Source organism: Enterobacter sp. E12 (assembly GCF_014596715.2).
GTDB classification, from domain to species: Bacteria; Pseudomonadota; Gammaproteobacteria; order Enterobacterales; family Enterobacteriaceae; genus Enterobacter; species Enterobacter bugandensis.
The window spans coordinates 772,182-794,238 of sequence record NZ_CP115601.1 but is presented as its reverse complement, the minus strand read 5'-3'; the positions used below and the strand labels follow the sequence as shown (position 1 = coordinate 794,238).

Below are 22,057 nucleotides of genomic sequence, written 5' to 3'. Positions count from 1 at the left end.
CCGCGCTCTAAAAGTACCTGGCGCTTAATCCTTTCGTTGCTGTATGCGGCGTAATGAACGTTCGCGACGCGATTGTTCACGGCTGCGGTCCAGCAAGATTTCCTCAATGAAAGCCAGGTGACGGTGCGACGCTTCGCGCGCCTGCTCCGGCTCCCCGGCCATTATCGCCTCGAATACTCGGGTGCGATGGTTGCTTACCAGCGGGAGCATCTCCCGACGGGCATACAACAATTCAAAATTCTGACGAACGTTCTGGGCCAGCATCGGCTCCATGCAGCGTAGCAGATGGAGGAGCACCACGTTGTGTGCCGCTTCGGTGACGGCGATTTGATACTGGACAACGGCGCTGGACTCGGCGTCTAAATCGCCGGACTGCTGTGCCCGTTCAATGGCCTGATGCAGTTCGCGGATACGCACGCGATCTTCATCAGTGCTGCGAAGGGCGGCGTAATAGGCCGCAATACCTTCAAGCGCGTGACGGGTCTCAAGCAGGTCAAACTGGGATTCTGGGTGGTCAGAGAGAAGTTCTACCAGCGGATCGCTGAAGCTCTGCCACAGGCTGTTTTGCACAAAGGTTCCGCCGCCCTGGCGACGAAGCAGCAAGCCCTTTGCTTCGAGGCGTTGAATCGCCTCACGCAGAGAGGGACGTGAAACGTCGAACTGTTTTGCCAGCTCGCGTTCTGGCGGAAGTTTCTCACCCGGGCGCAGAGTCCCTTCGAGGATTAAAAACTCCAGCTGCTGCTCAATCACATCAGATAGTTTTGGTTGGCGAATTTTGCTGTAGGCCATATTCCCTGTCTTACGCCTTTTTGCCCGGAGTCAATTGGTCTTACCAATTTCTAGTTCGTATCGCTAAAGTAACAAAGTATTCACCTTCTGTCCATATTGGTTTTGATTGAAATCAGTAAACCCTGCACATTTTAACAACCTTACAGAAATAACGTTTCAGAAATGTAACTTTGCACAAATGAGTTGATTACTCCCAAAGAGGGAGTTTTAACCATAATGAAACGAGGGGTTTTGCAATCTGAAGCGATTCAACATGGCAAATAATGAAAATTCGCCCACTTAAGAAGCATTTCTATTCTATAGGTTGGGTTAGGAAGAATAAGCGGGCCGATTTACAAATGCTTTCTTTTTATTCAAGTCGTCAGCATCCCTTCATAAAGCAGGTGCATTCGCAGGCGCTTACCACTATTCTGGCGCGTACGGAAGTCATCTCCGCTTTTTTCGGTTTGTTTAACCGTAAAGAAATAAATACAGAATATGGACTTTCATAATTACACACGCACAGCGTGAACATAACAACCACACACGAGGTTTCAAATGGAAGCTCAACAGCACGGCGATCAGCTAAAGCGCGGACTTAAAAACCGCCATATACAGCTCATCGCACTGGGCGGTGCGATTGGTACCGGCCTGTTTCTGGGCAGCGCATCCGTTATCCAGTCAGCCGGTCCGGGTATTATTTTGGGTTACGCGATTGCGGGTTTCATTGCTTTTCTGATCATGCGCCAGCTTGGCGAAATGGTCGTTGAAGAGCCGGTCGCAGGCTCGTTCAGCCACTTTGCCTATAAATACTGGGGCAGCTTTGCGGGCTTCGCCTCCGGCTGGAACTACTGGGTGCTGTACGTTCTGGTTGCTATGGCCGAGCTGACCGCCGTCGGGAAGTACATCCAGTTCTGGTACCCCGAGATCCCCACCTGGGCGTCTGCTGCAGCCTTCTTCGTGATTATCAACGCCATTAACCTGACCAACGTAAAAGTATTCGGCGAGATGGAGTTCTGGTTTGCCATTATCAAAGTCATTGCCGTTGTGGCGATGATCATCTTCGGTGGCTGGCTGCTGTTCAGCGGCAACGGCGGCCCGCAGGCTACCGTGCGTAACCTCTGGGAACAGGGCGGCTTCCTGCCTCACGGCATGACCGGTCTGGTGATGATGATGGCGATCATCATGTTCTCCTTCGGCGGCCTGGAGCTGGTGGGTATTACCGCCGCCGAAGCCGATAACCCGGAGCAAAGCATTCCGAAAGCCACAAATCAGGTTATCTACCGTATTCTGATCTTCTATGTGGGCTCACTGGCAGTGCTGCTCTCCCTGCTGCCGTGGACGCGCGTGACCGCTGACACCAGCCCGTTTGTTCTCATCTTCCACGAGCTGGGCGACACCTTTGTCGCCAACGCCCTGAACATCGTGGTGCTGACCGCAGCGCTCTCCGTTTACAACAGCTGCGTATACTGCAACAGCCGTATGCTGTTCGGCCTGGCCCAGCAGGGCAACGCGCCGAAGATGCTGCTCAACGTGGATAAACGCGGCGTGCCGGTGAATACCATCATTGTTTCAGCCATCGTGACCGCGCTGTGCGTGCTGATTAACTACATGGCACCGGAATCGGCGTTTGGCCTGCTGATGGCGCTGGTAGTCTCCGCTCTGGTTATCAACTGGGCGATGATCAGCCTGGCGCACATGAAGTTCCGCCGCGCGAAACAGCAGCAGGGCGTTACCACGCGCTTCCCTGCCCTGCTCTATCCGCTGGGTAACTGGATTTGCCTGCTGTTTATGGCGGCCGTGCTGGTGATCATGCTGATCACGCCGGGCATGGCGATTTCCGTCTACCTGATCCCGGTCTGGATTGCGATCCTTGGCGTTGGCTATCTCTTCAGCCAGAAAAGCCGTAATGCCATGAAGGCGCACTAAACCTCTCGCCGCGGCACCTGCTTTTGCGGATGCCGCGCGTTGTTACCTTCTTCACACTTTCACGCCAACAGCACATTTATCCATATCACCGCCCTGATACTGCAACGCATATATTCCTTTGCCAGCGAATAATTCTCCCCATACCGTAAACCGGAGAGCTGTCGATGGATAACAACAAACTGTCAGTAAAAGAAAAGATCGGCTATGGGATGGGCGACGCGGGATGCAACATCATCTTCGGCGCCATCATGCTGTTTGTTAACTATTTCTATACGGATATTTTTGGCCTGGCGCCTGCGCTGGTCGGCGTGCTGCTGCTGTCTGTCCGCGTGATTGACGCCGTAACGGACCCGATCATGGGGGCGATTGCCGACCGTACCCGCAGTAAATATGGCCGGTTTCGTCCATGGCTGCTGTGGATTGCGTTCCCCTACGCGCTGTTCAGCATTCTGATGTTCACCACCCCGGAGTGGAGCTATAACAGCAAAGTTATCTATGCGTTTGTCACCTACTTCCTGCTCTCGTTAACCTATACGGCCATCAACATCCCTTACTGCTCGTTAGGTGGAGTGATCACCAACGATCCAAAAGAGCGCGTGGCCTGCCAGTCGTATCGCTTCGTGCTGGTCGGCATCGCCACGCTGCTGCTCTCCTTAACGCTGCTGCCGATGGCCGACTGGTTTGGCGGGGATAACAAAGCCAAAGGCTACCAGATGGCAATGACCGTCCTGGCGCTGATTGGTACCTGTATGTTCCTGTTCTGCTTCGCCACCGTGCGCGAGCGCGTGCGTCCGGCAGTGCAGACCAACGACGAGCTGAAAAACGACCTGAAAGACGTGTGGAAAAACGATCAGTGGGTGCGCATTCTGCTGCTGACGCTGTGCAACGTCTGCCCGGGCTTTATCCGCATGGCGGCGACCATGTATTACGTCACCTGGGTGATGGGCCAGAGCACACACTTCGCCACGCTGTTTATCAGCCTGGGCGTTGTCGGCATGATGCTTGGCAGCGTGCTGGCGAAAGTGCTGACCGACCGCTGGTGTAAGCTGAAGGTCTTCTTCTGGACCAATATCGTGCTGGCGATTTTCTCCTGCGCCTTTTATTTCTTCGACCCGAAAGCGACCGTCACCATCGTGGTGCTCTACGTCCTGCTGAACATCCTGCACCAGATCCCGTCTCCGCTGCACTGGTCGCTGATGGCCGACGTGGACGACTACGGCGAATGGAAAACCGGGAAGCGCATCACCGGGATCAGCTTCTCGGGTAACATCTTCTTCCTGAAACTGGGCCTGGCGATTGCCGGGGCGATGGTCGGCTTCCTGCTCTCCTGGTACGGTTATGACGCGGGCGCAAAAGCGCAAAGCGCGGACGCCATCAACGGGATCGTGCTGCTCTTTACCGTCATTCCGGGCATTGGATACTTAATTACCGCTGGGGTGGTACGTCTGCTGAAGGTGGACCGCGAAACCATGAAGCAGATCCAAGCCGATCTGGAAAAGCGTCGCACCAACTACCGCGAACTGAACGACTATCAGGAACTCAAAGCCGCTGAGACTAAATAAGGAAAGCCGCATGCATAACTGGCCAAACCCATTTATCGAACAACGCGCCGACCCGTACATTTTACGCCATGAGGGACAGTACTATTTTATTGCCTCCGTGCCGCAGTACGACAGGCTGGCGATCCGCCGCGCGGACTCGCTGGAAGGACTACGAGGCGCTGAAGAGGTAGTGGTCTGGCGCAAACCCGAGACCGGCCCGATGAGCCAGCTGATTTGGGCACCGGAACTGCACCACATTGATGGAAAGTGGTACATCTATTTTGCCGCGACGCACACCCAGGCGCTCGACGCACTCGGGATGTTCCAGCACCGCATGTTTGCGATTGAGTGTGCGGACCGCGATCCGCTCAGCGGTACCTGGATCGAGAAAGGGCAAATCAACACCCCGTTCGACACCTTCGCCCTGGACGCCACCACCTTTGTTCATCAGGGCAAACGCTGGTACCTGTGGGCGCAAAAAGCCCCGGATATTTCCGGCAACTCTAACCTCTATCTGTGTGAAATGGAGAACCCGTGGACGCTGAAAGGCGAGCCGGTGATGCTCAGCAAGCCAGAATACGACTGGGAATGCCGTGGTTTCTGGGTCAACGAAGGTCCGGCGGTGCTGGTTCACAGCGATAAGCTGTTTATCAGCTACTCCGCCAGCGCCACCGATGAGAACTACTGCATGGGGTTACTGTGGATAGACCTGAACGCCGATCCGCAAAACCCGGCAAACTGGCACAAATCCCCTCGCCCGGTTTTCGTCACCAGCTACGAGAACCGCCAGTACGGGCCTGGCCACAACAGCTTTACGCAAACGCCGGAAGGGGAAGATGTATTGGTGTACCACGCAAGAAATTACACCGAAATTGAAGGCGATCCGCTTTACGATCCGAACCGTCATACTCGCCTGAAGCTTGTCCGCTGGGACGAAAACGGGATGCCTGATTTCGGCATCCCGCCTGCGGATACGTTATAGCGTCTGCGGCGCGCTGGGTTACACCAGCGTGCCGTAAATCGTCAGCAGCGCCACAATCACCACCACCACAAACGAGGTTTTCTTCGCCATGGAGACGGCGGCTTTTGGCGTTTCGATCTTGTCGGTATGCGGTTCGCGCGCCAGCGAGAACTGCGCCAGGCGCGTCAACACCTGGTACTGGGACGTATGGCGGTCCCCAAGAGAAGCGAACCATGCGGGCAGCGCTTTTTCACCGTGGCCAATTAAGGCGTACACCACGCCCACCAGACGCACCGGGAGCCAGTCGAGCACGTGCAGGATGGCATCAATGCCGGACAGCAAACGCTCATGCGGCGTCAGATAACGGGCAAGCCAGGTCTGCCAGGCGCGCAGGAACGAATAGCCCATCAGCAGTACCGGCCCCCACGGGCCGCCCACCACAAACCAGAACAGCGGAGCAAGGTAGTAGCGGAAGTTAATCCACAGCAGCGCGTTTTGCAGCTCGCGCAGGAACTCGCGCTCGTCGCAGTCCGGCGGCACGCCGTGGATCATCGTCAGCTCGCTCGCCATCGCGCCGCGCGCGTGGGCATCGTCACGGGAGGCGGCTTTCAGGTAGGCGTGATAGTGCAAACGCACCTTGCCCGCACCAATGCACAGCACGCCGAGCAGGATCCACACCACCAGCAGCGGCACGTTGAAAAAGAGTCCGTACAGCGAGCGCAGCAGCAGGAAGGTAATCAGCATGACGCCCGCCATCATCAGCAGCGTGCGCAGCATGGAAAAGTGCTTGATGCGGCGGAATAACACCTCCAGCCGGTGATCCAGTTGCCAGTGCTCGCCGAGCTTGAACAGGCGTTCAGCGATGATAACCAGCAGCATGGTAAACAACGTCATGGTATCTCCTTATTCTGACGACGCGGCAAGCATGGCGCGAAACCGCGACCAGTCAAATGCCGGGCCGGGATCGGTTTTTCTCGCCGGAGCGATATCGCTGTGCCCGGTAATATTGTCGGCGATTGCCGGGTAGAGTCCGATAAGCGTGTGGGTAATAGCAACCAGCTGCTGATACTGGGCATCGGTGTAGGGGGTACTGTCCGTGCCTTCCAGCTCGATCCCAATCGAGAAATCGTTGCACCGTTCGCGCCCGTGATACATCGATACCCCGGCATGCCAGGCGCGCTTATCAAAAGGAACATACTGAACCACCTCACCATCACGGCGAATCAGGCAGTGAGCCGACACGCGCAGATGCGCAATCTCAGCGAAGAAGGGATGAGCATTGGGATCTATCGTTCCCGTGAATAACGCATCGATCCACGGGCCGCCAAACTCACCCGGCGGGAGGCTAATATTATGAACCACCAGCAGTGTGGGCTTTTCATCCTCCGGGCGGCAGTCGTGGTGCGGCGAGGGCACATGCCGCGCATCCACCAGCCATCCGTTTTCTAACAACATGCTGGAACTCCTTCTGTATGGTGCAATGACTCGGTTCAGAGTAGCATGTTTCAATATTATGATTCGTTACCAATTTGGAGTTTTATCATGCCGCCTCGCCGCTACAACCCCGACCACCGACGTGAAGCGCTTCTGGAACGTATTAATATGGATATTCCGGCAAGCGTCGCCCATGCGTTGAAAGAAGACCTGGGGGGTGACGTTAACGCCGATAAAGATATTACCGCACAATTGTTGCCAAAAGAGACACGCTCGCACGCGGTCATTATCACCCGTGAGGAGGGCGTTTTCTGCGGCAAGCGTTGGGTTGAAGAGGTCTTTACTCAGCTGGCGGGTGACGATGTACAGGTGACATGGCACGTTGATGATGGTGATGCAGTGACCGCCAATCAGCCGCTGTTCGAGCTGGACGGTCCTTCCCGCGTATTACTGACCGGCGAGCGTACCGCGCTCAATTTTGTCCAAACGCTCTCTGGCGTCGCCAGTGAAGTGCGCCGCTACGTTGACCTGCTGGCCGGCACCCGTACCCAGCTGCTTGATACCCGCAAAACGCTGCCGGGCCTGCGCACGGCGCTGAAGTACGCGGTGCTCTGCGGCGGCGGCGCAAACCATCGTCTGGGCTTATCCGATGCTTTCCTGATTAAAGAGAACCACATTATTGCTTCTGGCTCCGTGCGTCAGGCGGTGGAAAAGGCCTTCTGGCTGCATCCGGATGTGCCGGTTGAGGTGGAAGTTGAAAGCCTGGAAGAGCTGGAGCAGGCGATCAAGGCCGGGGCCGATATCATCATGCTCGATAACTTCGAGACGGAGCAGATGCGCGAGGCGGTGAAACTGACCAACGGCCGGGCCCAGCTTGAAGTGTCCGGAAACGTCAATTTCGAGACGATCCGTGAGTTCGCCGAAACCGGCGTGGATTACATCTCCGTTGGCGCGCTGACCAAGCACGTTCGCGCCCTCGATCTCTCAATGCGCTTCAAATAACGCACGCTCCCCTCTCTGCCCGGAGAGGGGGATTTCAGCCTCGCTCGCAAATCCATTGTCCTTCTCTGCAACACGGAATGAATTCTCTGAAGCTCCTTTCTCGTTCTCTTTTTTGCCCCTCGTTTCTGCCCTGTCCCGCTGACAAACTAGCGCCACTTTGCATAAGGAGCAGATATGGACAGACAACAAGGATTCACACTCATTGAGCTGATGGTGGTCATTGGCATCATTGCGATTCTGAGCGCCATCGGCGTTCCCGCCTATCAGAACTACCTGCATAAAGCAGCTCTCACCGATATGCTGCAAACTTTCGTTCCCTATCGCACTGCCATTGAGCTTTGCGCGCTCGATCGCGGCGGCGTGGAAAGCTGCGATGCCGGCAGTAACGGCATTCCCTCTCCTGCCACGACGCGTTACGTTTCAGGAATGAGCGTGGCAAAAGGGATCGTGACCTTAACAGGCCAGGAGAGCCTGAACGGGCTGACGGTAACCATGACGCCGCAGTGGAGCAACGGCAACGGTATGACGGGCTGGACGCGTGACTGCAATATCAGTGCTGACAGCGCGCTTAAGCAGGCCTGCGAAGACGTCTTCCGCTTCGACACTAACTAAGGAGCGGATAATGAACACCGATCAACTCGTGGCGCTTTGTCTTCGCCACCATGCCCTGCTGCTCACCAGCGACAGCGACATGATTAGCATCGCCGTCGTGGGAACCCCCGCGCCTGAACTGATGGAGGCCCTGCGCTTCGCGACCCAGAAGCGGATTGATATCGAATGCTGGAGCGCTGAACGCATGGAAAAGCACCGGCAGTTAACCGCGCAATCGCATCTGCCCGTCGTTTCGCAACCCCACTCCGCGGTGGACATCCTCAACCATACGCTGCAGCAGGCAGTAAACCAGCGCGCGTCTGACATCCATATCGAACCAATGGAGCACGCGTGCCAGATCCGCTTACGTATCGACGGGGTACTTTATCCGCAGCCTCCCCTTTCCGCCGCGCTGGCGACGATGCTCAGCGCCCGGTTAAAAGTGCTGGGTAATCTGGATATTGCGGAACGGCGCTTACCTCAGGACGGTCAGTTTACGATTGAGCTGACAAACGAGCCGGTCTCGTTTCGTATCGCCACGCTTCCCTGCAACGGCGGTGAGAAAATTGTGCTGCGTTTGCTACATCAGGTTCAGCAGGCGCTGGAACCGAACGCGCTTGGCATGAGCGCTAAACAGCTGGCCTGTTTTAATGAGGTACTCCACCAGCCTCAGGGGCTAATTCTGGTCACCGGCCCGACGGGCAGCGGCAAAACCGTAACGCTCTACAGCGCGCTGCAGGCGCGTAACACCCCTGACGTCAACATCTGCAGCGTGGAGGATCCCATCGAGATCCCGCTTGCGGGGTTAAATCAGACGCAGGTTAATCCCCGCGCGGGCTTAACATTCCAGAACGTACTGAGAGCGCTGCTCCGTCAGGATCCGGACATCATTATGGTCGGGGAAATTCGCGATGGTGAAACGGCAGAAATTGCCATTAAAGCCGCGCAGACCGGGCATCTTGTATTGTCGACGCTGCACACCAACTCGACGACGGAAACCCTCATTCGTCTGGAGCAGATGGGCGTGGCGCGCTGGATGATCTCTTCCGCGCTCTCGATGGTAATTGCCCAGCGGCTGGTTCGGCGCCTTTGCCCGCACTGCCGACAGAAAACAGGCGAGCATACGGACCTGCCGCGCTCGATTTGGCCGCGGCAACTTCCTCGCTGGCAGCCTGCAGGCTGCGATCGTTGTTATCATGGTTTTTACGGGCGCGTGGCCATTTTTGAAGTACTTGCGATCGATAATCCCCTGCGCCAGGCTATTGCCAGCGGGGCAGGCACCGAGGTGATTGAAGCCAGCGCCCGACAGGCTGGACTCATCTCGCTGTTTGAACACGGCTGCATGGCCGTTGAACAAGGGATGACCACGCTTGAAGAGTTAGTGCGTGTTCTGGGTATGCCCGATGGCTGCTAATCAACTCTGGCGCTGGCGAGCAATCTCCGCTGAAGGAGAACCCCGAAACGGGGTTCTCTGGGCCACCGACCGCAACGCAGCCTTCACCAGGCTGATGCGTAACGACCTCCATCCTCTGGCCCTGACCCGATGCGCTCAAAGGCACCGCTGGCGTCCACATCACTGCTACGAGATGTTTCGTCAGCTCGCAACGCTCCTGCAGGCCGGGCTGACGCTCGCGCATAGTCTGCAAATGCTGGCAGACCAACATCCAGTAGAACCGTGGCGGGGGCTACTGCAAAACGTTGCCGATGAACTCAGTGAAGGCTGTCCTTTTTCTGAGGCGCTCAAACGGTGGCCAGCAGTCTTTAGCCCACTGCATATCTCAATGGTGAAAACCGGAGAGCTAACGGGGAAGCTTGAAGCGTGCTGCCGAGAGCTTGCAGAGCAGCAAAAAGCGCAGCAGCAGCTCAGCGCGAAGGTGAAAAAAGCGCTGCGCTACCCGGCGATCGTCCTGACGCTGGCCGTGCTCGTCGTGCTGGCAATGGTCACCCTGGTTTTGCCCGAATTTGCCGCGATCTACAAAACCTTTAATACCCCGCTTCCGGCGCTGACGCGAATTGTTATGGGGATAGCCGCGTTTATGCAGTCATATGCCCTTGCGCTGTTCGCGATGCTGCTTGTTCCCGTAACCGCAGCCTGGCCTCTGCGACACCATCCTCGCTGGCAGCGTATTCTGCTGAGTTTTCCCGTAATGGGCGCGCTGGCGAAAGGGCAAAAACTGGGGCAGATCTTCACCGTGCTGTCGCTCACGCAGCAGGCGGGCATTGCATTCTTACAGGGGCTTGAAAGTGCAGAAGAGACTGTTGAAAGCCGGTACTGGCAGGGAATACTCCGCAGCATACGCGAGAACATTGAAAAAGGTCTCCCCGTCTGGTCATCTTTTCAGAAGGCGGCAATGTTTACCCCGCTCTGTATTCAGCTTTTACGAACCGGTGAGATGTCAGGTTCGCTGGACGTCATGCTGGCAAACCTTGCTCGCCATCACACGGAACAGACCTTTCAACGGGCAGACAACCTGGCGGCGCTTCTGGAGCCACTGCTCCTGGTTGTTACGGGGGTTATCATCGGCACGCTGGTGGTGGCAATGTATCTGCCGATTTTCCATCTGGGTGATGCGATGAGCGCGGGGTAGTGCAGCAGCGCTGGCGCACGAGCATGCGCCAGCGAAAGCCATTACAGGCTATTGAAAACGCGGTTTTCCTGCTCCTGAACGCGAATAAACGTTGTGCGTTTCGTCAGCTCTTTCAGGCGGGATGCCCCCACGTAGGTACAGGCTGAGCGCAGGCCGCCCAGGATGTCGCGCGCGGTGTTTTCAACCGGGCCGCGCAGAGGCAGCTTCACGGTTTTGCCTTCTGCCGCACGGTATTTAGCCACGCCACCGACGTGACGGGTCATAGCGGATTCAGAGCTCATACCGTAGAACAGCATGAACTTCTCGCCGTTCTCTTCCACCACGGTGCCGCCGCTCTCTTCGTGGCCTGCCAGCATACCGCCGAGCATCACGAAGTCCGCGCCGCCGCCAAAGGCCTTTGCGACATCGCCCGGCATAGTGCAACCGCCGTCGCTGATGATCTGGCCGCCCAGGCCGTGCGCCGCGTCGGCACATTCAATGACCGCGGAAAGCTGCGGATAACCCACACCGGTTTTCACGCGCGTGGTGCATACGGAGCCCGGGCCAATGCCCACTTTCACGATGTCGGCACCGGAAAGGATCAGCTCTTCACACATTTCACCGGTCACCACGTTGCCCGCAATGATAGTTTTGGTCGGCCAGGCTTCGCGCGCCTTGCTGACGAACTGCACGAAGTGCTCGGAGTAACCGTTCGCCACATCAATACAAACGAAGCTAAGCGCCGGGTTGGCATTCAGGATCTGTTTGGTTTTCTCGAAATCGGCATCGGAAGTACCGGTGGAAACCATCACGTGCTTCACCACGTCAGCAGAGGCGGACGCAACAAACGCATTCCACTCTTCAGGAGTGTAGTGCTTGTGGACTGCAGTAAGAATATCGAACTGAGCCAGCGCCGTTGCCATCTCAAAGGTACCGACTGTATCCATGTTGGCAGCAATGATTGGCACGCCAGACCACGTCTGACCGGAGTGTTTAAAGGTGAATTGACGTTCGAGTTCAACGTCTGAGCGACTTTTCAGTGTAGAGCGTTTAGGGCGGATAAGAACGTCTTTGAAACCTAACTTCAGATCTTCTTCGATACGCATGTGCGGATTCCTGGGGTTAGAGGCAAATATGTTAAAAGCACAACTCCAGTGACGCTATCATACGCACTAATACCTGCTCCGCAAGACTGCGAAATTCTCTTTTTTTACGCTACAATCCTATAAATTTACCTGGTAAAAAGCCGGTAAAGAGAATCAAACAATTACTGTCGCACGTTTGTTTTTTAAGCAACTGATTTCCATAATGAATAATTCCCAGGATTTGATTTAATGGGGTATATCGTCGCAGTAACCGGCGGCATCGGTAGTGGCAAAAGTACCGTTGCGGACGCGTTTTCTCGTCTCGGCATCGCGATTATTGATGCTGATATTATTGCCCGTCAGGTGGTAGAGCCCAATACACCCGCGCTAAAGGCCATCGCCGACCATTTCGGCCAGGCAATCATCAATGCCGATGGCACACTGAACCGCCGTCAGCTTCGCGAATATATTTTTTCCGATTCTGCGGAAAAAGCCTGGCTTAATGCCCTGCTCCACCCCATTATCCACCAGGAAACTCAGCGTCAGATAGCCGCAGCCCGCTCGCCCTATGTCCTGTGGGTGGTTCCGCTCCTGGTAGAAAATCAGCTGTATAAGAAAGCCAATCGGGTATTGGTGATTGATGTCACACCCGAGACGCAAATCCAGCGAACCATGACGCGCGACCACGTCTCGCGTGAACATGCTGAACAAATTCTTGCCGCTCAGGCCACTCGCGCTCAGCGCCTTGCCGTTGCGGATGATGTTATTGATAATAACGGCGCACCAGATGCCATTGCATCGGATGTTGCCCGCCTGCACGAGCAGTATCTAACCTTCGCCGCGCAGGCCGTTGCACAGGAAAAACCATAATGTCGACTCACATCCTTTTTGAGCACCCGCTTAATGAAAAAATGCGTACCTGGCTGCGCATTGAATTTCTCATCCAACAGCTTTCACAACATCTGCCTGTTAACGATCATGCCACGGCGTTGCACTTCTTTCGCAACGTAGGCGATCTGCTGGATGTGATTGAACGTGGCGATGTCCGCACGGAGCTGTTGAAAGAGCTGGAGCGCCAGCAGCGTAAATTACAGGCCTGGGCCGAAGTACCGGGCGTGGATCAAAGTCGAATTGACGCCTTACGCCAGCAGTTGAAAAATAGCAGCACGACGCTGATGGCCGCGCCGCGCGTTGGGCAATATTTACGAGAAGACCGTTTGATAGCGCTGGTGCGCCAGCGCCTGAGCATACCGGGCGGTTGCTGTAGCTTTGATCTGCCAACGCTGCATATGTGGCTGCATATGCCGCAGGAACAGCGCGATCGCCAGGTAAACAGCTGGCTGGGTAGCCTGGAGCCGATGAATCAGACGCTATCGCTGATCCTCGATCTTGTGCGTAACTCTGCCCCGTTCCGCAAGCAAACCAGTCTCAACGGTTTTTATCAGGACAACGGCGACGACGCCGATCTTCTGCGTCTAAATTTGTCTCTTGGCGAGCAGCTTTATCCGCAAATTTCCGGGCATAAAAGCCGTTTCGCGATCCGCTTTATGCCGCTGGACAGTGAAAATGGCACCGTGCCGGAACGCCTCGATTTTGAACTGGCCTGTTGTTAAGGAGTGCCAATGTCTGACGTCACCACCGTAAACTGCCCAACCTGTGGGAAAACTGTCGTCTGGGGAGAAGTGAGTCCGTTTCGCCCGTTCTGCTGCAAGCGCTGTCAGCTCATTGATCTGGGCGAATGGGCGGCGGAAGAGAAACGAATTCCGAGCGAAGGCGACCTCTCGGATAGCGATGACTGGAGCGAAAGCCAGCAGTAACGTTCAAAGCCTGCTGGCGATTCGTTCGGCAGGCCTACATGTTTGTCGCTAAGCGGCGGATCACAGGCTCATTGGCTGGCGGGAATTTGTCGGCATCACTGACCTGAAGTTCCACCCAGTTACCCGGCTGTCCCTCTTTTCCCCAGGGTTCACCTTCCCAGCTTTCCACCAGCCAGAACCACAGCGTGATGTGCCTGTCGGGAAACTGATACTCCAGCTTATCGAACAGCGTGGCGCCAAGCGGGGTAATCCCCACCTCTTCCTGCAGCTCACGCACCAGCGCCTCTTCCGGGGTTTCTCCTGATTCGATTTTCCCGCCAGGAAACTCCCACTTGTTCGCCATATGGGCGTCAGCAGCGCGCTGGGTGATGAAGATTTGGTTTTGCGGGTTGCGAATGATCCCGACGGCAATTTGCAGTATTTTCATAGCGTCACTTCCATAAAAAAGGCGCAGATATCTGCGCCTTTTCAGTTAGTTATGTTCTTAGCTCAGGCGGCCGTGGCACGCCTTGTATTTTTTACCGGAACCACACGGGCACGGATCGTTACGACCGACTTTACGATCGCCGGTCTGCGCGGCGATCGCTGCTGCGGCTTCGCTTTCGTCAGTCTGGTGGCTCAGCTGCTGCATCTGCGCCAGACGCTCAGCTTCTTCACGGCGCTGCTGCTCCATCGCTTCCACTTCTTCCGGCATGCGCACCTGAACCTTGCTCAGGGTGCTGATCACTTCGTACTTCAGTGACTCCAGCATAGAGGCAAACATGGAGAAGGATTCACGCTTGTACTCCTGCTTCGGATCTTTCTGCGCATAGCCGCGCAGGTGGATACCCTGACGCAGGTAGTCCATCGCCGCCAGGTGCTCTTTCCACAGGGAGTCCAGCGTTTGCAGCATCACCCCTTTCTCGAAGTGACGCATCATCTCAGCGCCAACCACTTCTTCCTTACGCTTATAAACCTCCAGCGCGGTTTCAAAGATACGTTCGCGCAGGGTCTCTTCATGCAGCTCAGGCTCTTTGTCCAGCCACTCTTTGATTGGCAGATCGAGATCGAAGTCGTTTTTCAGACGTTCCTGCAGGCCTTCAACGTCCCACATCTCTTCCAGAGACTGCGGTGGAATATGCGCGTCGATGGTGGCTTTGAACACATCTTCGCGGATGCTGTTGATGGTTTCGCTCACGTCGGACACGTCCAGCAGTTCGTTACGCTGGGTGTAGATCGCGCGACGCTGATCGTTGGCCACGTCATCATATTCCAGCAGCTGCTTACGAATATCGAAGTTGCGGCTTTCAACTTTACGCTGGGCGTTAGCGATCGCTTTAGTCACCCATGGGTGCTCAATGGCTTCACCAGGCTTCATGCCCAGCTTACGCATCATGCCGGACACGCGGTCGGAGGCGAAAATACGCATCAGCGCATCTTCCATAGACAGGTAGAAGCGGGAAGAACCGGCATCACCCTGACGGCCCGCACGGCCGCGCAGCTGGTTGTCGATACGACGAGATTCGTGACGCTCGGTACCGATGATGTGCAGACCACCGGATGCCAGCACCGCGTCGTGACGCACCTGCCAGTCGGCTTTGATCTGCTCGATCTGCTCTGGCGTTGGGTTTTCCAGCTCAGCGACTTCAGCCTGCCAGCTACCGCCGAGCATAATATCGGTACCACGACCCGCCATGTTGGTGGCGATGGTCACGGCTGCCGGATAGCCCGCCTGAGCAACAATGTCCGCTTCTTTAGCGTGGAACTTGGCGTTCAGAACGTTGTGCTTGATGCCTGCTTTGGTCAGCTCATTGGAAACCACCTCGGATTTCTCGATGGAGATGGTCCCCACCAGAACCGGCTGACCATTGGCAGTACGGTCGCGAATATCTTCGATGATCGCCTGAATTTTTTCCGCTTCGGTCATGTACACCAGGTCCGGCATATCCTTACGGATCATCGGACGGTTGGTTGGCACCACCACGGTATCCAGCTTGTAGATGGAGCTGAATTCAAACGCTTCGGTATCTGCGGTACCGGTCATCCCCGCCAGTTTCTCATACAGACGGAAGTAGTTCTGGAAGGTGATTGAGGCCAGCGTCTGGTTTTCGTTTTGAATGTCCACGCCTTCTTTCGCTTCCACCGCCTGGTGCAGGCCATCGGACCAGCGACGACCCTGCATGGTACGGCCGGTGTGTTCATCGACAATGATGACTTCACCGTCTTTCACGATGTAGTCAACGTCGCGGGTGAACAGCGCGTGGGCGCGCAGCGCGGCGGTCACGTGGTGCATCAGCATGATGTTGCTCGGGGAATACAGGGACTCGCCCTCTTCCATAATGCCTTCAGCCACCAGCAGCTCTTCGATTTTCACCAGACCGCGTTCGGTCAGGTTCACCTGGCGCGCTTTTTCATCTACGGAGAAGTGGCCTTCACCCTGGAAGGTATCGGAGTCTTCTTTCTCCTGACGCAGCAGGTGTGGAATGATTTTGTCGACTTTACGGTACATGTCAGAACTGTCTTCGGCCGGGCCGGAGATGATCAGCGGGGTACGCGCTTCATCGATCAGAATGGAGTCAACCTCATCCACCAGCGCATAGTGCAGCTTACGCTGGACGCGCTCTTCCGGGCTGAACGCCATGTTGTCACGCAGGTAGTCGAAGCCGTATTCGTTGTTGGTGCCGTAGGTGATGTCCGCGTTGTAGGCTTCGCGCTTGGCGGGTGCCGGCAATCCGGACATGTTGATGCCGACGGTCATGCCGAGGAATTCGAACAGCGGACGGTTGTTTTCGGCATCACGCTGGGCCAGATAGTCGTTGACGGTAACGACGTGAACGCCCTTACCGGTCAGTGCATTCAGGTAAGCCGGCAGCGTTGCGGTCAGGGTTTTACCTTCACCGGTACGCATTTCCGCGATGCAGCGTTCGTTAAGCACCATACCGCCCAGCAATTGAACGTCGAAGTGACGCATGCCGAACACGCGTTTGCTCGCTTCGCGCACCACGGCGAAAGCTTCCGGGATCAGGCTCTCTAAGGTTTCGCCTTTTTCCAGGCGTGCACGGAACTCCGCGGTTTTCGCCTTCAGCTCATCATCAGAGAGCTTCTCCATCGCCGGTTCCATACCGTTGATGACGTTTACAGCTTTGCGCATACGGCGCAGAGTACGATCGTTACGACTACCAAAAACTTTGGTTAATAATTTGATTAGCATAATAAATTCTCAAACGCCCCAGACGGGCAGATAAATTAAGGTATTGAAAAAGGTTAATTTAGCTGAGGCGTTGAGGCCCGGCACGGATGCCGTGAACCTGGCTAATCCATGTCGAAACGGAGAATGATACAGGAGGAACAAACGAGGTTTGCGCCGTCTGACTCACGGTCACGGGCGGCTGGTTATCCTGCGTCAGAAGCGCATTAAGCGTATCGAGCAGGGCAAGATGCTGAGCCTGAACCGGCAGCGACTCTTCAGCAACAGGCATCGTCTGCGGCGCCATCGCGAACGACAGATGACGAATAACCGTGCGGATGGCGTGCTGCTGCCAGTAATCAACGGAGAAATTAGGACGACGGCTGGCTTCAAGCCACGCGAGATTAGTAAAGTTAACCCGCGTCGAGAGATCGTGTTTAGTTGTCGTGGAACGTGCTGGCGTCGCCGCTTCCGCACTGTTGCTGAGCGCAGGCAAGCCGAAACTTGCCGCGACCATCCCTAATAAGAGATGCGGCCAGAAGTAACGTCTGCCAAATTGTCGCCAGCGCGTCAGTATTCCGCTCACTTGCTCCACCACATTCGCCCGCCAGTGCAGGCTGAGTTCAATTATTCTTTTTTAGCGCCCAGATATTACCACTAAAGCCAATACGCAGCAGCAGGAATGACACCTTGCAGCAGGTAAAAACGGTCAATAATGCAGCGAACACACCGTTATTCGGCACCCGACAATGGCCAGGGAGTAGAGGGGCAAATCAAAGAAGGGCAGAAATAAAAACGACTGGCTTCCCTGGTCGGAGAGAGTACCAGGTGAACCAGTCGCTTTTCTTACGAAACGGCGTTAACCGTTACGCCAGGACCATAGTCGGTGCTTTGAACGCCAGCGGCAGTTCCGCTTCGTCTTCAAAGGTCACATATTCCCAAGCTTCCTGTTTTGCCAGGACGGCCTGCAACAATTTGTTGTTCAGTGCATGACCGGATTTGAACGCGGTAAATGCACCAATGATGTTGTGACCACACATGAACAGGTCGCCGATCGCATCCAGCATTTTGTGACGAACGAATTCATCTTCAAAACGCAGGCCGTCTTCGTTCAGTACGCGATAATCGTCAACAACGATGGCACAATCGAAGCTGCCGCCCAGGCACAGGCCGCGGGACTGCAGATATTCGATATCACGCATGAAGCCAAACGTACGAGCGCGGCTGATCTGGCGCATAAACGCATCAGCAGAGAAGTTCATCGCGTAGCGCTGAGTGCTGGAGTCAATCGCCGGATGGTTAAAGTCGATGGTAAAGTCCAGCGAGAAACCATTGTACGGTTTGAATTCAGCCCACTTGTCGCCATCTTCGACGCGAACGGTCTCTTTGATGCGAACAAATTTCTTCGCACAGTTCAGCTCTTCGATGCCGGCATCCAGCAACAGATAAACGAACGGCGCAGCACTACCATCCATAATCGGGATTTCTGGCGCATCGACTTCAACAATAATGTTGTCGATACCCAGCCCCGCCAGGGCGGCGTTCAGGTGCTCTACGGTAGAAATCCGCACGTCATGCTCGTTCACCAGACAAGTACAGAGCATTGTATCACGCACAGATTTGGCATCGGCCGGAAAATCTACCGGTGGATTCAAGTCGGTGCGACGATAGATGACCCCGGTATTGGCCGGCGCAGGGCGTAACGTCAGTGTGACTTTCTTGCCGGTATGTAAACCGACACCCGTCGCCTGAACGATACGTTTAAGTGTCCTTTGTTTGATCATCGTATAATCTCGCCAAATTAACTATCCAACCGAGAGTGTATATCACTAACGGTGGGCCAGTTTAGCACAAAGAGCGCAAATCCCCAAATTCCAGCCAATTCTTAGTCAGCTTGCTTACGCAGGAACGCCGGGATGTCCAGATAATCTGGCTCTTTTGCAGTTTGCGGCGTTGGGTCGTTCACCACTTTCGCGGCCGGTTTTTGCTCCTGAGTCAGAGGAGACATACCGTGCTGCTGATAACGATCCATTACCGGTTGCTGAGTCTGCTTGTTGGTCACGAGGGTGATCTCAGGACGCTTGTCCATACCGATACCGGTCGCAACAACGGTAACACGCAGCTCGTCGTTCATTTCCGGGTCAAGGGAAGTACCAATTACCACGGTCGCGTTGTCAGAGGCGAACGCGCGGATGGTATTACCGACGGTTTCGAACTCATCCAGACGCAGGTCAAAGCCAGCGGTAATGTTGACCAGCACGCCGCGCGCACCGGACAGATCGATATCTTCCAGCAGTGGAGAAGAGATAGCCATTTCAGCCGCTTCTTCCGCACGGTCTTCGCCGCTCGCCACGCCAGAGCCCATCATCGCGTAGCCCATTTCGGACATCACGGTGCGAACGTCTGCAAAGTCAACGTTCATCAGGCCAGGACGGGTAATCAGTTCTGCGATACCCTGGACAGCGCCTTTCAGCACGTCGTTTGCTGCGCCGAAGGCGTCAAGCAGGGAGATACCACGACCCAGAACTTTCAGCAGTTTGTCGTTCGGGATGGTGATCAGCGAGTCCACATGCTTGGACAGCTCGGTGATACCCTGTTCCGCGAAGGCCATACGCTTTTTGCCTTCGAAGTTGAAAGGCTTGGTCACGACAGCAACGGTCAGGATACCTAAATCTTTAGCTACTTCAGCGACAACAGGTGCTGCACCGGTACCGGTACCGCCGCCCATGCCTGCTGCGATGAAGACCATGTCCGCACCTTCCAGTGCAGCACGCAGGGCTTCACGATCTTCTTCAGCCGCGTTGCGACCGACTTCCGGGTTAGCCCCAGCGCCCAGCCCTTTGGTGATGCCACCGCCGATCTGGATAGTCTGGCCAACTGCCGTTTTACGCAGTGCCTGCGCATCGGTGTTAACTGCGAAGAATTCAACACCTTCAATGCGTTCACGCACCATATGCTCTACGGCGTTACCGCCGCCGCCACCGACGCCGATGACTTTAATCACCGCGTCGTTGGTCAGTTCCATAGGTTCAAACATAATTTCTCTCTCCGTTGTGCCTGTCGCCCGAGACCGCTAATTCTCTCCGGTCTCTTTAAAAAATTAAAACTCTTTTCGCAGCCAGTTGTTCAGTCGTTTGACCCACGACCCCACTGAGACGCGTTTTTCCACTTCTGCTTCACCACTGAGATGAGATTCCTTCCCGTAGTGGAGCAGGCCCACAGCCGTTGAATAGTACGGCTCCTGAGCATAATCCGTTAAACCGGTAATATTCAGCGGCGCACCAATACGCACCTGCGTATGGAACACGCGCTGAGCGCAGGCCGCAAGACCTTCAATTTGCGCTGCACCGCCGGTTAATACAATCCCCGCCGCAAGATGATGCTTAACACCCTGCTGACGAAGCTGTTCCTGAAGCTGTAAAATCTCTTCGTTGACCAGGTTGAGCAGCTCGGTATAGCGCGGCTCAATTACCTCTGCCAACGTCTGGCGCTGCAGGCTACGCGGCGGACGGCCGCCCACGCTCGGCACCTCAACGCTCTCATCTTTACCAACGATAGACCCCAGCGCACAGCCGTGGCGTACTTTAATCGCTTCTGCATCGCTCGGTGGCGTACCAAAAGCGTAAGCAATATCGCTGGTCACAACGTTCCCTGCGTAAGGGATCACTTTGGTGTGGCGCAGCGCACCGCCGGTATACACGGCCATGTCCATTGTACCACCACCGATATCGACCACACAGACACCCAGTTCACGTTCGTCTTCGGTCAGCACGGAATAACTTGCCGCCAGACCGGCGAAAATAAGTTGGTCAACTTTCAGGCCACAACGTTCAACGGCTTTTACGATGTTCTTCGCCATATCGTTGTGACATGTGATCAGGTGCACTTTTGCCTGCATACGCACGCCAGACAGACCAACCGGGTTCTTGATCCCTTCCTGGTAGTCAATCGCATATTCCTGCGGGATCACGTGCAGCACGCGATGCTCATCGCGAACGCGCACGGACTTCGCCGTATGCACAACGTTTTCAACGTCTTCCTGCGTCACTTCTTCTTCAGAAATCGGCACCATACCGATTTCGTTCTGGCAGCTAATGTGCTTGCCAGAAAGGGCCAGATAGACAGAAGAAATCTGGCAATCTGCCATTAATTCAGCCTGGTCGATGGCGCGCTGTACGCATTTCACCACCGACTCAAGGTCGTTTACCCCACCTTTATCCATACCACGGGACGGGCAACTGCCCACGCCAATGATATTGACCATACCGTCGGGCAGAACTTCCCCTACTAAAGCGGCAACCTTCGCGGTGCCAATCTCCAGTCCAACTACCAGTTTTCTGTCCGTCGCCTTGATCATTGTTGTTCTGCCTGTACCTGTGCCTGATTCTGTTGCTGATTAGGTTCCTCGACCGGAGCCGGCTCCCAACCGACTGCTGCGCCTGAGTCATAGCGCAAATCAACGTAGCTTATCCGTTTGCCGTCCGCCTGCGCCTGCTGTTGTAAAACCGGGTAAAGTTCTACAAAACGCGCAAGACGTTTCATTGTGTCGCCGCGTCCCAGGTTGAGCTTAATGCCGTTTGTCAACGTCAGCTGCCAGGAGCGGCGCGCCGTCATCGCAGCATCTTTTAACGTAAACCTGTCCTTCGCCAGCACCTGCCCCATTTCACGAAAACCCTGCAATACTTCGTTTTCGCTGCCTTCAGGGCCATACAACATCGGTAAATTTTGCTTGTTGACACGATCGCTCGGGACGCTGAAGGAATTTCCATCTACGTCAACCATGTGCTGATCATTCCAACGCGCAATGGGCACATATTCAACCAGATGAATCTTCAATTCATCAGGCCATTGTTTTCTGACACTCGCCTGTTTTATCCATGGCAGACGTTCAATCTGGCTCTGGATAATATTGACGTCCTGCGTCATAAAGGTGCCGGGCGATCCCAGCGCCAGAATAGACTGGCGAATATCATCGTTACGCGTGTAGTGACGCTCGCCGGTCACCACCAGCTTTGACAGCGGCAACCGCTGTGCGTCTTCCATCCAGCCCAGCACCATCCAGCCGCTGATAAACACGGTGCACAGCACCCCGAGCAGGAAAATAATCCCTGCAAGACGCGTTCCATTACTCCGGCGTGAAGACGTATATTCTTCCTCTTCATCGCGGTTGCGCGTGTTCAATGCAGCCTGAGACAT

At 55.4% G+C, this 22,057-nt stretch carries 22 protein-coding genes; 11 read left to right on the top strand and 11 right to left on the bottom strand.

What is annotated here, in order from left to right; all coding sequences use genetic code 11:
* Window positions 1–24: 24 nt before the first annotated feature.
* Window positions 25–789 (bottom strand): pyruvate dehydrogenase complex transcriptional repressor PdhR, encoded by a 765-nt coding sequence (gene pdhR, locus IB212_RS03810; RefSeq protein ID WP_006173806.1) that lies wholly within the window; start codon window positions 787–789, stop codon window positions 25–27.
* A gap of 263 nt (window positions 790–1,052) precedes the next feature.
* Between pdhR and IB212_RS03805 the strand changes: the two genes are divergently transcribed.
* The 4 genes from IB212_RS03805 (at window position 1,053) to IB212_RS03790 (ending at window position 5,220) form a co-directional block, all read left to right on the top strand.
* Window positions 1,053–1,280, top strand: coding sequence for a hypothetical protein (locus IB212_RS03805; RefSeq protein ID WP_071993741.1), 228 nt, complete (start codon window positions 1,053–1,055; stop codon window positions 1,278–1,280).
* A 46-nt stretch (window positions 1,281–1,326) separates the two neighbouring features.
* Window positions 1,327–2,697 (top strand): aromatic amino acid transporter AroP, encoded by a 1,371-nt coding sequence (gene aroP / locus IB212_RS03800; RefSeq protein WP_028015528.1) that lies wholly within the window; start codon window positions 1,327–1,329, stop codon window positions 2,695–2,697.
* A 164-nt stretch (window positions 2,698–2,861) separates the two neighbouring features.
* Window positions 2,862–4,259 carry a glycoside-pentoside-hexuronide (GPH):cation symporter gene (locus tag IB212_RS03795; protein WP_028015527.1) on the top strand — a complete coding sequence of 466 codons (1,398 nt, stop codon included), beginning with the start codon at window positions 2,862–2,864 and terminating at the stop codon, window positions 4,257–4,259.
* Window positions 4,260–4,269: 10 nt separating this feature from the next.
* Window positions 4,270–5,220: a family 43 glycosylhydrolase gene (locus tag IB212_RS03790; protein WP_041911234.1), complete on the top strand. Its 951-nt coding sequence runs from the start codon at window positions 4,270–4,272 to the stop codon at window positions 5,218–5,220.
* An 18-nt stretch (window positions 5,221–5,238) separates the two neighbouring features.
* Here the strand turns inward: IB212_RS03790 and ampE are convergent, their stop codons facing one another.
* Entirely contained in the window at window positions 5,239–6,093 is an 855-nt protein-coding gene (gene ampE / locus IB212_RS03785; RefSeq protein WP_041911235.1) for a beta-lactamase regulator AmpE, read from the bottom strand.
* A gap of 9 nt (window positions 6,094–6,102) precedes the next feature.
* The gene (gene ampD / locus IB212_RS03780; RefSeq protein WP_041911236.1) at window positions 6,103–6,654 is read right to left on the bottom strand and encodes a 1,6-anhydro-N-acetylmuramyl-L-alanine amidase AmpD; all 552 of its coding nucleotides are present in this window, start codon (window positions 6,652–6,654) and stop codon (window positions 6,103–6,105) included.
* A gap of 87 nt (window positions 6,655–6,741) precedes the next feature.
* On the opposite strand from ampD, the gene nadC reads away from it, so the two are divergent.
* The 4 genes from nadC (at window position 6,742) to hofC (ending at window position 10,814) form a co-directional block, all read left to right on the top strand.
* Window positions 6,742–7,635, top strand: a complete 894-nt coding sequence (gene nadC, locus IB212_RS03775) for a carboxylating nicotinate-nucleotide diphosphorylase (RefSeq protein WP_041911237.1) — start codon at window positions 6,742–6,744, stop codon at window positions 7,633–7,635.
* 174 nt (window positions 7,636–7,809) lie between these two features.
* The gene (gene ppdD, locus IB212_RS03770) at window positions 7,810–8,247 is read left to right on the top strand and encodes a prepilin peptidase-dependent pilin (RefSeq protein ID WP_041911238.1); all 438 of its coding nucleotides are present in this window, start codon (window positions 7,810–7,812) and stop codon (window positions 8,245–8,247) included.
* Between the two features lie 10 nt (window positions 8,248–8,257).
* Complete coding sequence (gene gspE, locus IB212_RS03765) at window positions 8,258–9,640, top strand: type II secretion system protein GspE (protein ID WP_041911239.1); 1,383 nt, start codon at window positions 8,258–8,260, stop codon at window positions 9,638–9,640.
* Window positions 9,630–10,814, top strand: coding sequence for a protein transport protein HofC (gene hofC, locus IB212_RS03760; protein ID WP_041911240.1), 1,185 nt, complete (start codon window positions 9,630–9,632; stop codon window positions 10,812–10,814). The genes gspE and hofC overlap by 11 nt, the downstream gene beginning before the upstream one ends.
* A 41-nt stretch (window positions 10,815–10,855) precedes the next feature.
* Here hofC and IB212_RS03755 read toward each other — a convergent pair whose 3' ends face one another.
* On the bottom strand, window positions 10,856–11,899 hold the full coding sequence (locus IB212_RS03755) for a GMP reductase (RefSeq protein WP_028015519.1): 1,044 nt from the start codon (window positions 11,897–11,899) through the stop codon (window positions 10,856–10,858).
* Window positions 11,900–12,127: 228 nt separating this feature from the next.
* Between IB212_RS03755 and coaE the strand changes: the two genes are divergently transcribed.
* Genes coaE through yacG form a run of 3 tightly spaced genes read left to right on the top strand, consistent with a single transcriptional unit; the run spans window position 12,128 to window position 13,695 of the window.
* A complete protein-coding gene (coaE, locus tag IB212_RS03750) occupies window positions 12,128–12,748 on the top strand; it encodes a dephospho-CoA kinase (RefSeq protein ID WP_041911241.1) in 621 nt (206 codons plus the stop codon).
* Window positions 12,748–13,491, top strand: coding sequence for a cell division protein ZapD (gene zapD / locus IB212_RS03745; RefSeq protein ID WP_028015517.1), 744 nt, complete (start codon window positions 12,748–12,750; stop codon window positions 13,489–13,491). Before coaE ends, zapD begins: the two co-directional genes overlap by 1 nt.
* A gap of 9 nt (window positions 13,492–13,500) precedes the next feature.
* On the top strand, window positions 13,501–13,695 hold the full coding sequence (yacG, locus tag IB212_RS03740; protein WP_028015516.1) for a DNA gyrase inhibitor YacG: 195 nt from the start codon (window positions 13,501–13,503) through the stop codon (window positions 13,693–13,695).
* Window positions 13,696–13,729: 34 nt separating this feature from the next.
* Here yacG and mutT read toward each other — a convergent pair whose 3' ends face one another.
* The 7 genes from mutT to ftsQ all read right to left on the bottom strand — a co-directional run bounded on the left by mutT (window position 13,730) and on the right by ftsQ (window position 22,057).
* Window positions 13,730–14,122, bottom strand: a complete 393-nt coding sequence (gene mutT / locus IB212_RS03735) for an 8-oxo-dGTP diphosphatase MutT (protein WP_028015515.1) — start codon at window positions 14,120–14,122, stop codon at window positions 13,730–13,732.
* Window positions 14,123–14,179: 57 nt separating this feature from the next.
* Window positions 14,180–16,885, bottom strand: a complete 2,706-nt coding sequence (gene secA, locus IB212_RS03730) for a preprotein translocase subunit SecA (protein WP_041911242.1) — start codon at window positions 16,883–16,885, stop codon at window positions 14,180–14,182.
* 58 nt (window positions 16,886–16,943) lie between these two features.
* Window positions 16,944–17,447 carry a secA translation cis-regulator SecM gene (gene secM, locus IB212_RS03725; protein WP_041912065.1) on the bottom strand — a complete coding sequence of 168 codons (504 nt, stop codon included), beginning with the start codon at window positions 17,445–17,447 and terminating at the stop codon, window positions 16,944–16,946.
* A 280-nt stretch (window positions 17,448–17,727) separates the two neighbouring features.
* Window positions 17,728–18,645, bottom strand: a complete 918-nt coding sequence (gene lpxC, locus IB212_RS03720) for a UDP-3-O-acyl-N-acetylglucosamine deacetylase (RefSeq protein ID WP_006810110.1) — start codon at window positions 18,643–18,645, stop codon at window positions 17,728–17,730.
* A gap of 101 nt (window positions 18,646–18,746) precedes the next feature.
* Window positions 18,747–19,898, bottom strand: a complete 1,152-nt coding sequence (gene ftsZ / locus IB212_RS03715; protein ID WP_008501978.1) for a cell division protein FtsZ — start codon at window positions 19,896–19,898, stop codon at window positions 18,747–18,749.
* A 63-nt stretch (window positions 19,899–19,961) separates the two neighbouring features.
* A complete protein-coding gene (ftsA, locus tag IB212_RS03710; RefSeq protein WP_006173845.1) occupies window positions 19,962–21,218 on the bottom strand; it encodes a cell division protein FtsA in 1,257 nt (418 codons plus the stop codon).
* Window positions 21,215–22,057 carry a cell division protein FtsQ gene (gene ftsQ / locus IB212_RS03705; protein ID WP_041911243.1) on the bottom strand — a complete coding sequence of 281 codons (843 nt, stop codon included), beginning with the start codon at window positions 22,055–22,057 and terminating at the stop codon, window positions 21,215–21,217. Before ftsQ ends, ftsA begins: the two co-directional genes overlap by 4 nt.

Excerpts from the sequence above, each read along its gene's own strand:
- pdhR (WP_006173806.1), bottom strand. The coding sequence starts at position 789 with ATGGCCTACAGCAAAATTCGCCAACCAAAACTATCTGATGTGATTGAG.
- IB212_RS03805 (WP_071993741.1), top strand. The coding sequence starts at position 1,053 with ATGAAAATTCGCCCACTTAAGAAGCATTTCTATTCTATAGGTTGGGTT.
- aroP (WP_028015528.1), top strand. The coding sequence starts at position 1,327 with ATGGAAGCTCAACAGCACGGCGATCAGCTAAAGCGCGGACTTAAAAAC.
- IB212_RS03795 (WP_028015527.1), top strand. The coding sequence starts at position 2,862 with ATGGATAACAACAAACTGTCAGTAAAAGAAAAGATCGGCTATGGGATG.
- IB212_RS03790 (WP_041911234.1), top strand. The coding sequence starts at position 4,270 with ATGCATAACTGGCCAAACCCATTTATCGAACAACGCGCCGACCCGTAC.
- ampE (WP_041911235.1), bottom strand. The coding sequence starts at position 6,093 with ATGACGTTGTTTACCATGCTGCTGGTTATCATCGCTGAACGCCTGTTC.
- ampD (WP_041911236.1), bottom strand. The coding sequence starts at position 6,654 with ATGTTGTTAGAAAACGGATGGCTGGTGGATGCGCGGCATGTGCCCTCG.
- nadC (WP_041911237.1), top strand. The coding sequence starts at position 6,742 with ATGCCGCCTCGCCGCTACAACCCCGACCACCGACGTGAAGCGCTTCTG.
- ppdD (WP_041911238.1), top strand. The coding sequence starts at position 7,810 with ATGGACAGACAACAAGGATTCACACTCATTGAGCTGATGGTGGTCATT.
- gspE (WP_041911239.1), top strand. The coding sequence starts at position 8,258 with ATGAACACCGATCAACTCGTGGCGCTTTGTCTTCGCCACCATGCCCTG.
- hofC (WP_041911240.1), top strand. The coding sequence starts at position 9,630 with ATGGCTGCTAATCAACTCTGGCGCTGGCGAGCAATCTCCGCTGAAGGA.
- IB212_RS03755 (WP_028015519.1), bottom strand. The coding sequence starts at position 11,899 with ATGCGTATCGAAGAAGATCTGAAGTTAGGTTTCAAAGACGTTCTTATC.
- coaE (WP_041911241.1), top strand. The coding sequence starts at position 12,128 with ATGGGGTATATCGTCGCAGTAACCGGCGGCATCGGTAGTGGCAAAAGT.
- zapD (WP_028015517.1), top strand. The coding sequence starts at position 12,748 with ATGTCGACTCACATCCTTTTTGAGCACCCGCTTAATGAAAAAATGCGT.
- yacG (WP_028015516.1), top strand. The coding sequence starts at position 13,501 with ATGTCTGACGTCACCACCGTAAACTGCCCAACCTGTGGGAAAACTGTC.
- mutT (WP_028015515.1), bottom strand. The coding sequence starts at position 14,122 with ATGAAAATACTGCAAATTGCCGTCGGGATCATTCGCAACCCGCAAAAC.
- secA (WP_041911242.1), bottom strand. The coding sequence starts at position 16,885 with ATGCTAATCAAATTATTAACCAAAGTTTTTGGTAGTCGTAACGATCGT.
- lpxC (WP_006810110.1), bottom strand. The coding sequence starts at position 18,645 with ATGATCAAACAAAGGACACTTAAACGTATCGTTCAGGCGACGGGTGTC.
- ftsZ (WP_008501978.1), bottom strand. The coding sequence starts at position 19,898 with ATGTTTGAACCTATGGAACTGACCAACGACGCGGTGATTAAAGTCATC.
- ftsA (WP_006173845.1), bottom strand. The coding sequence starts at position 21,218 with ATGATCAAGGCGACGGACAGAAAACTGGTAGTTGGACTGGAGATTGGC.
- ftsQ (WP_041911243.1), bottom strand. The coding sequence starts at position 22,057 with ATGTCTCAGGCTGCATTGAACACGCGCAACCGCGATGAAGAGGAAGAA.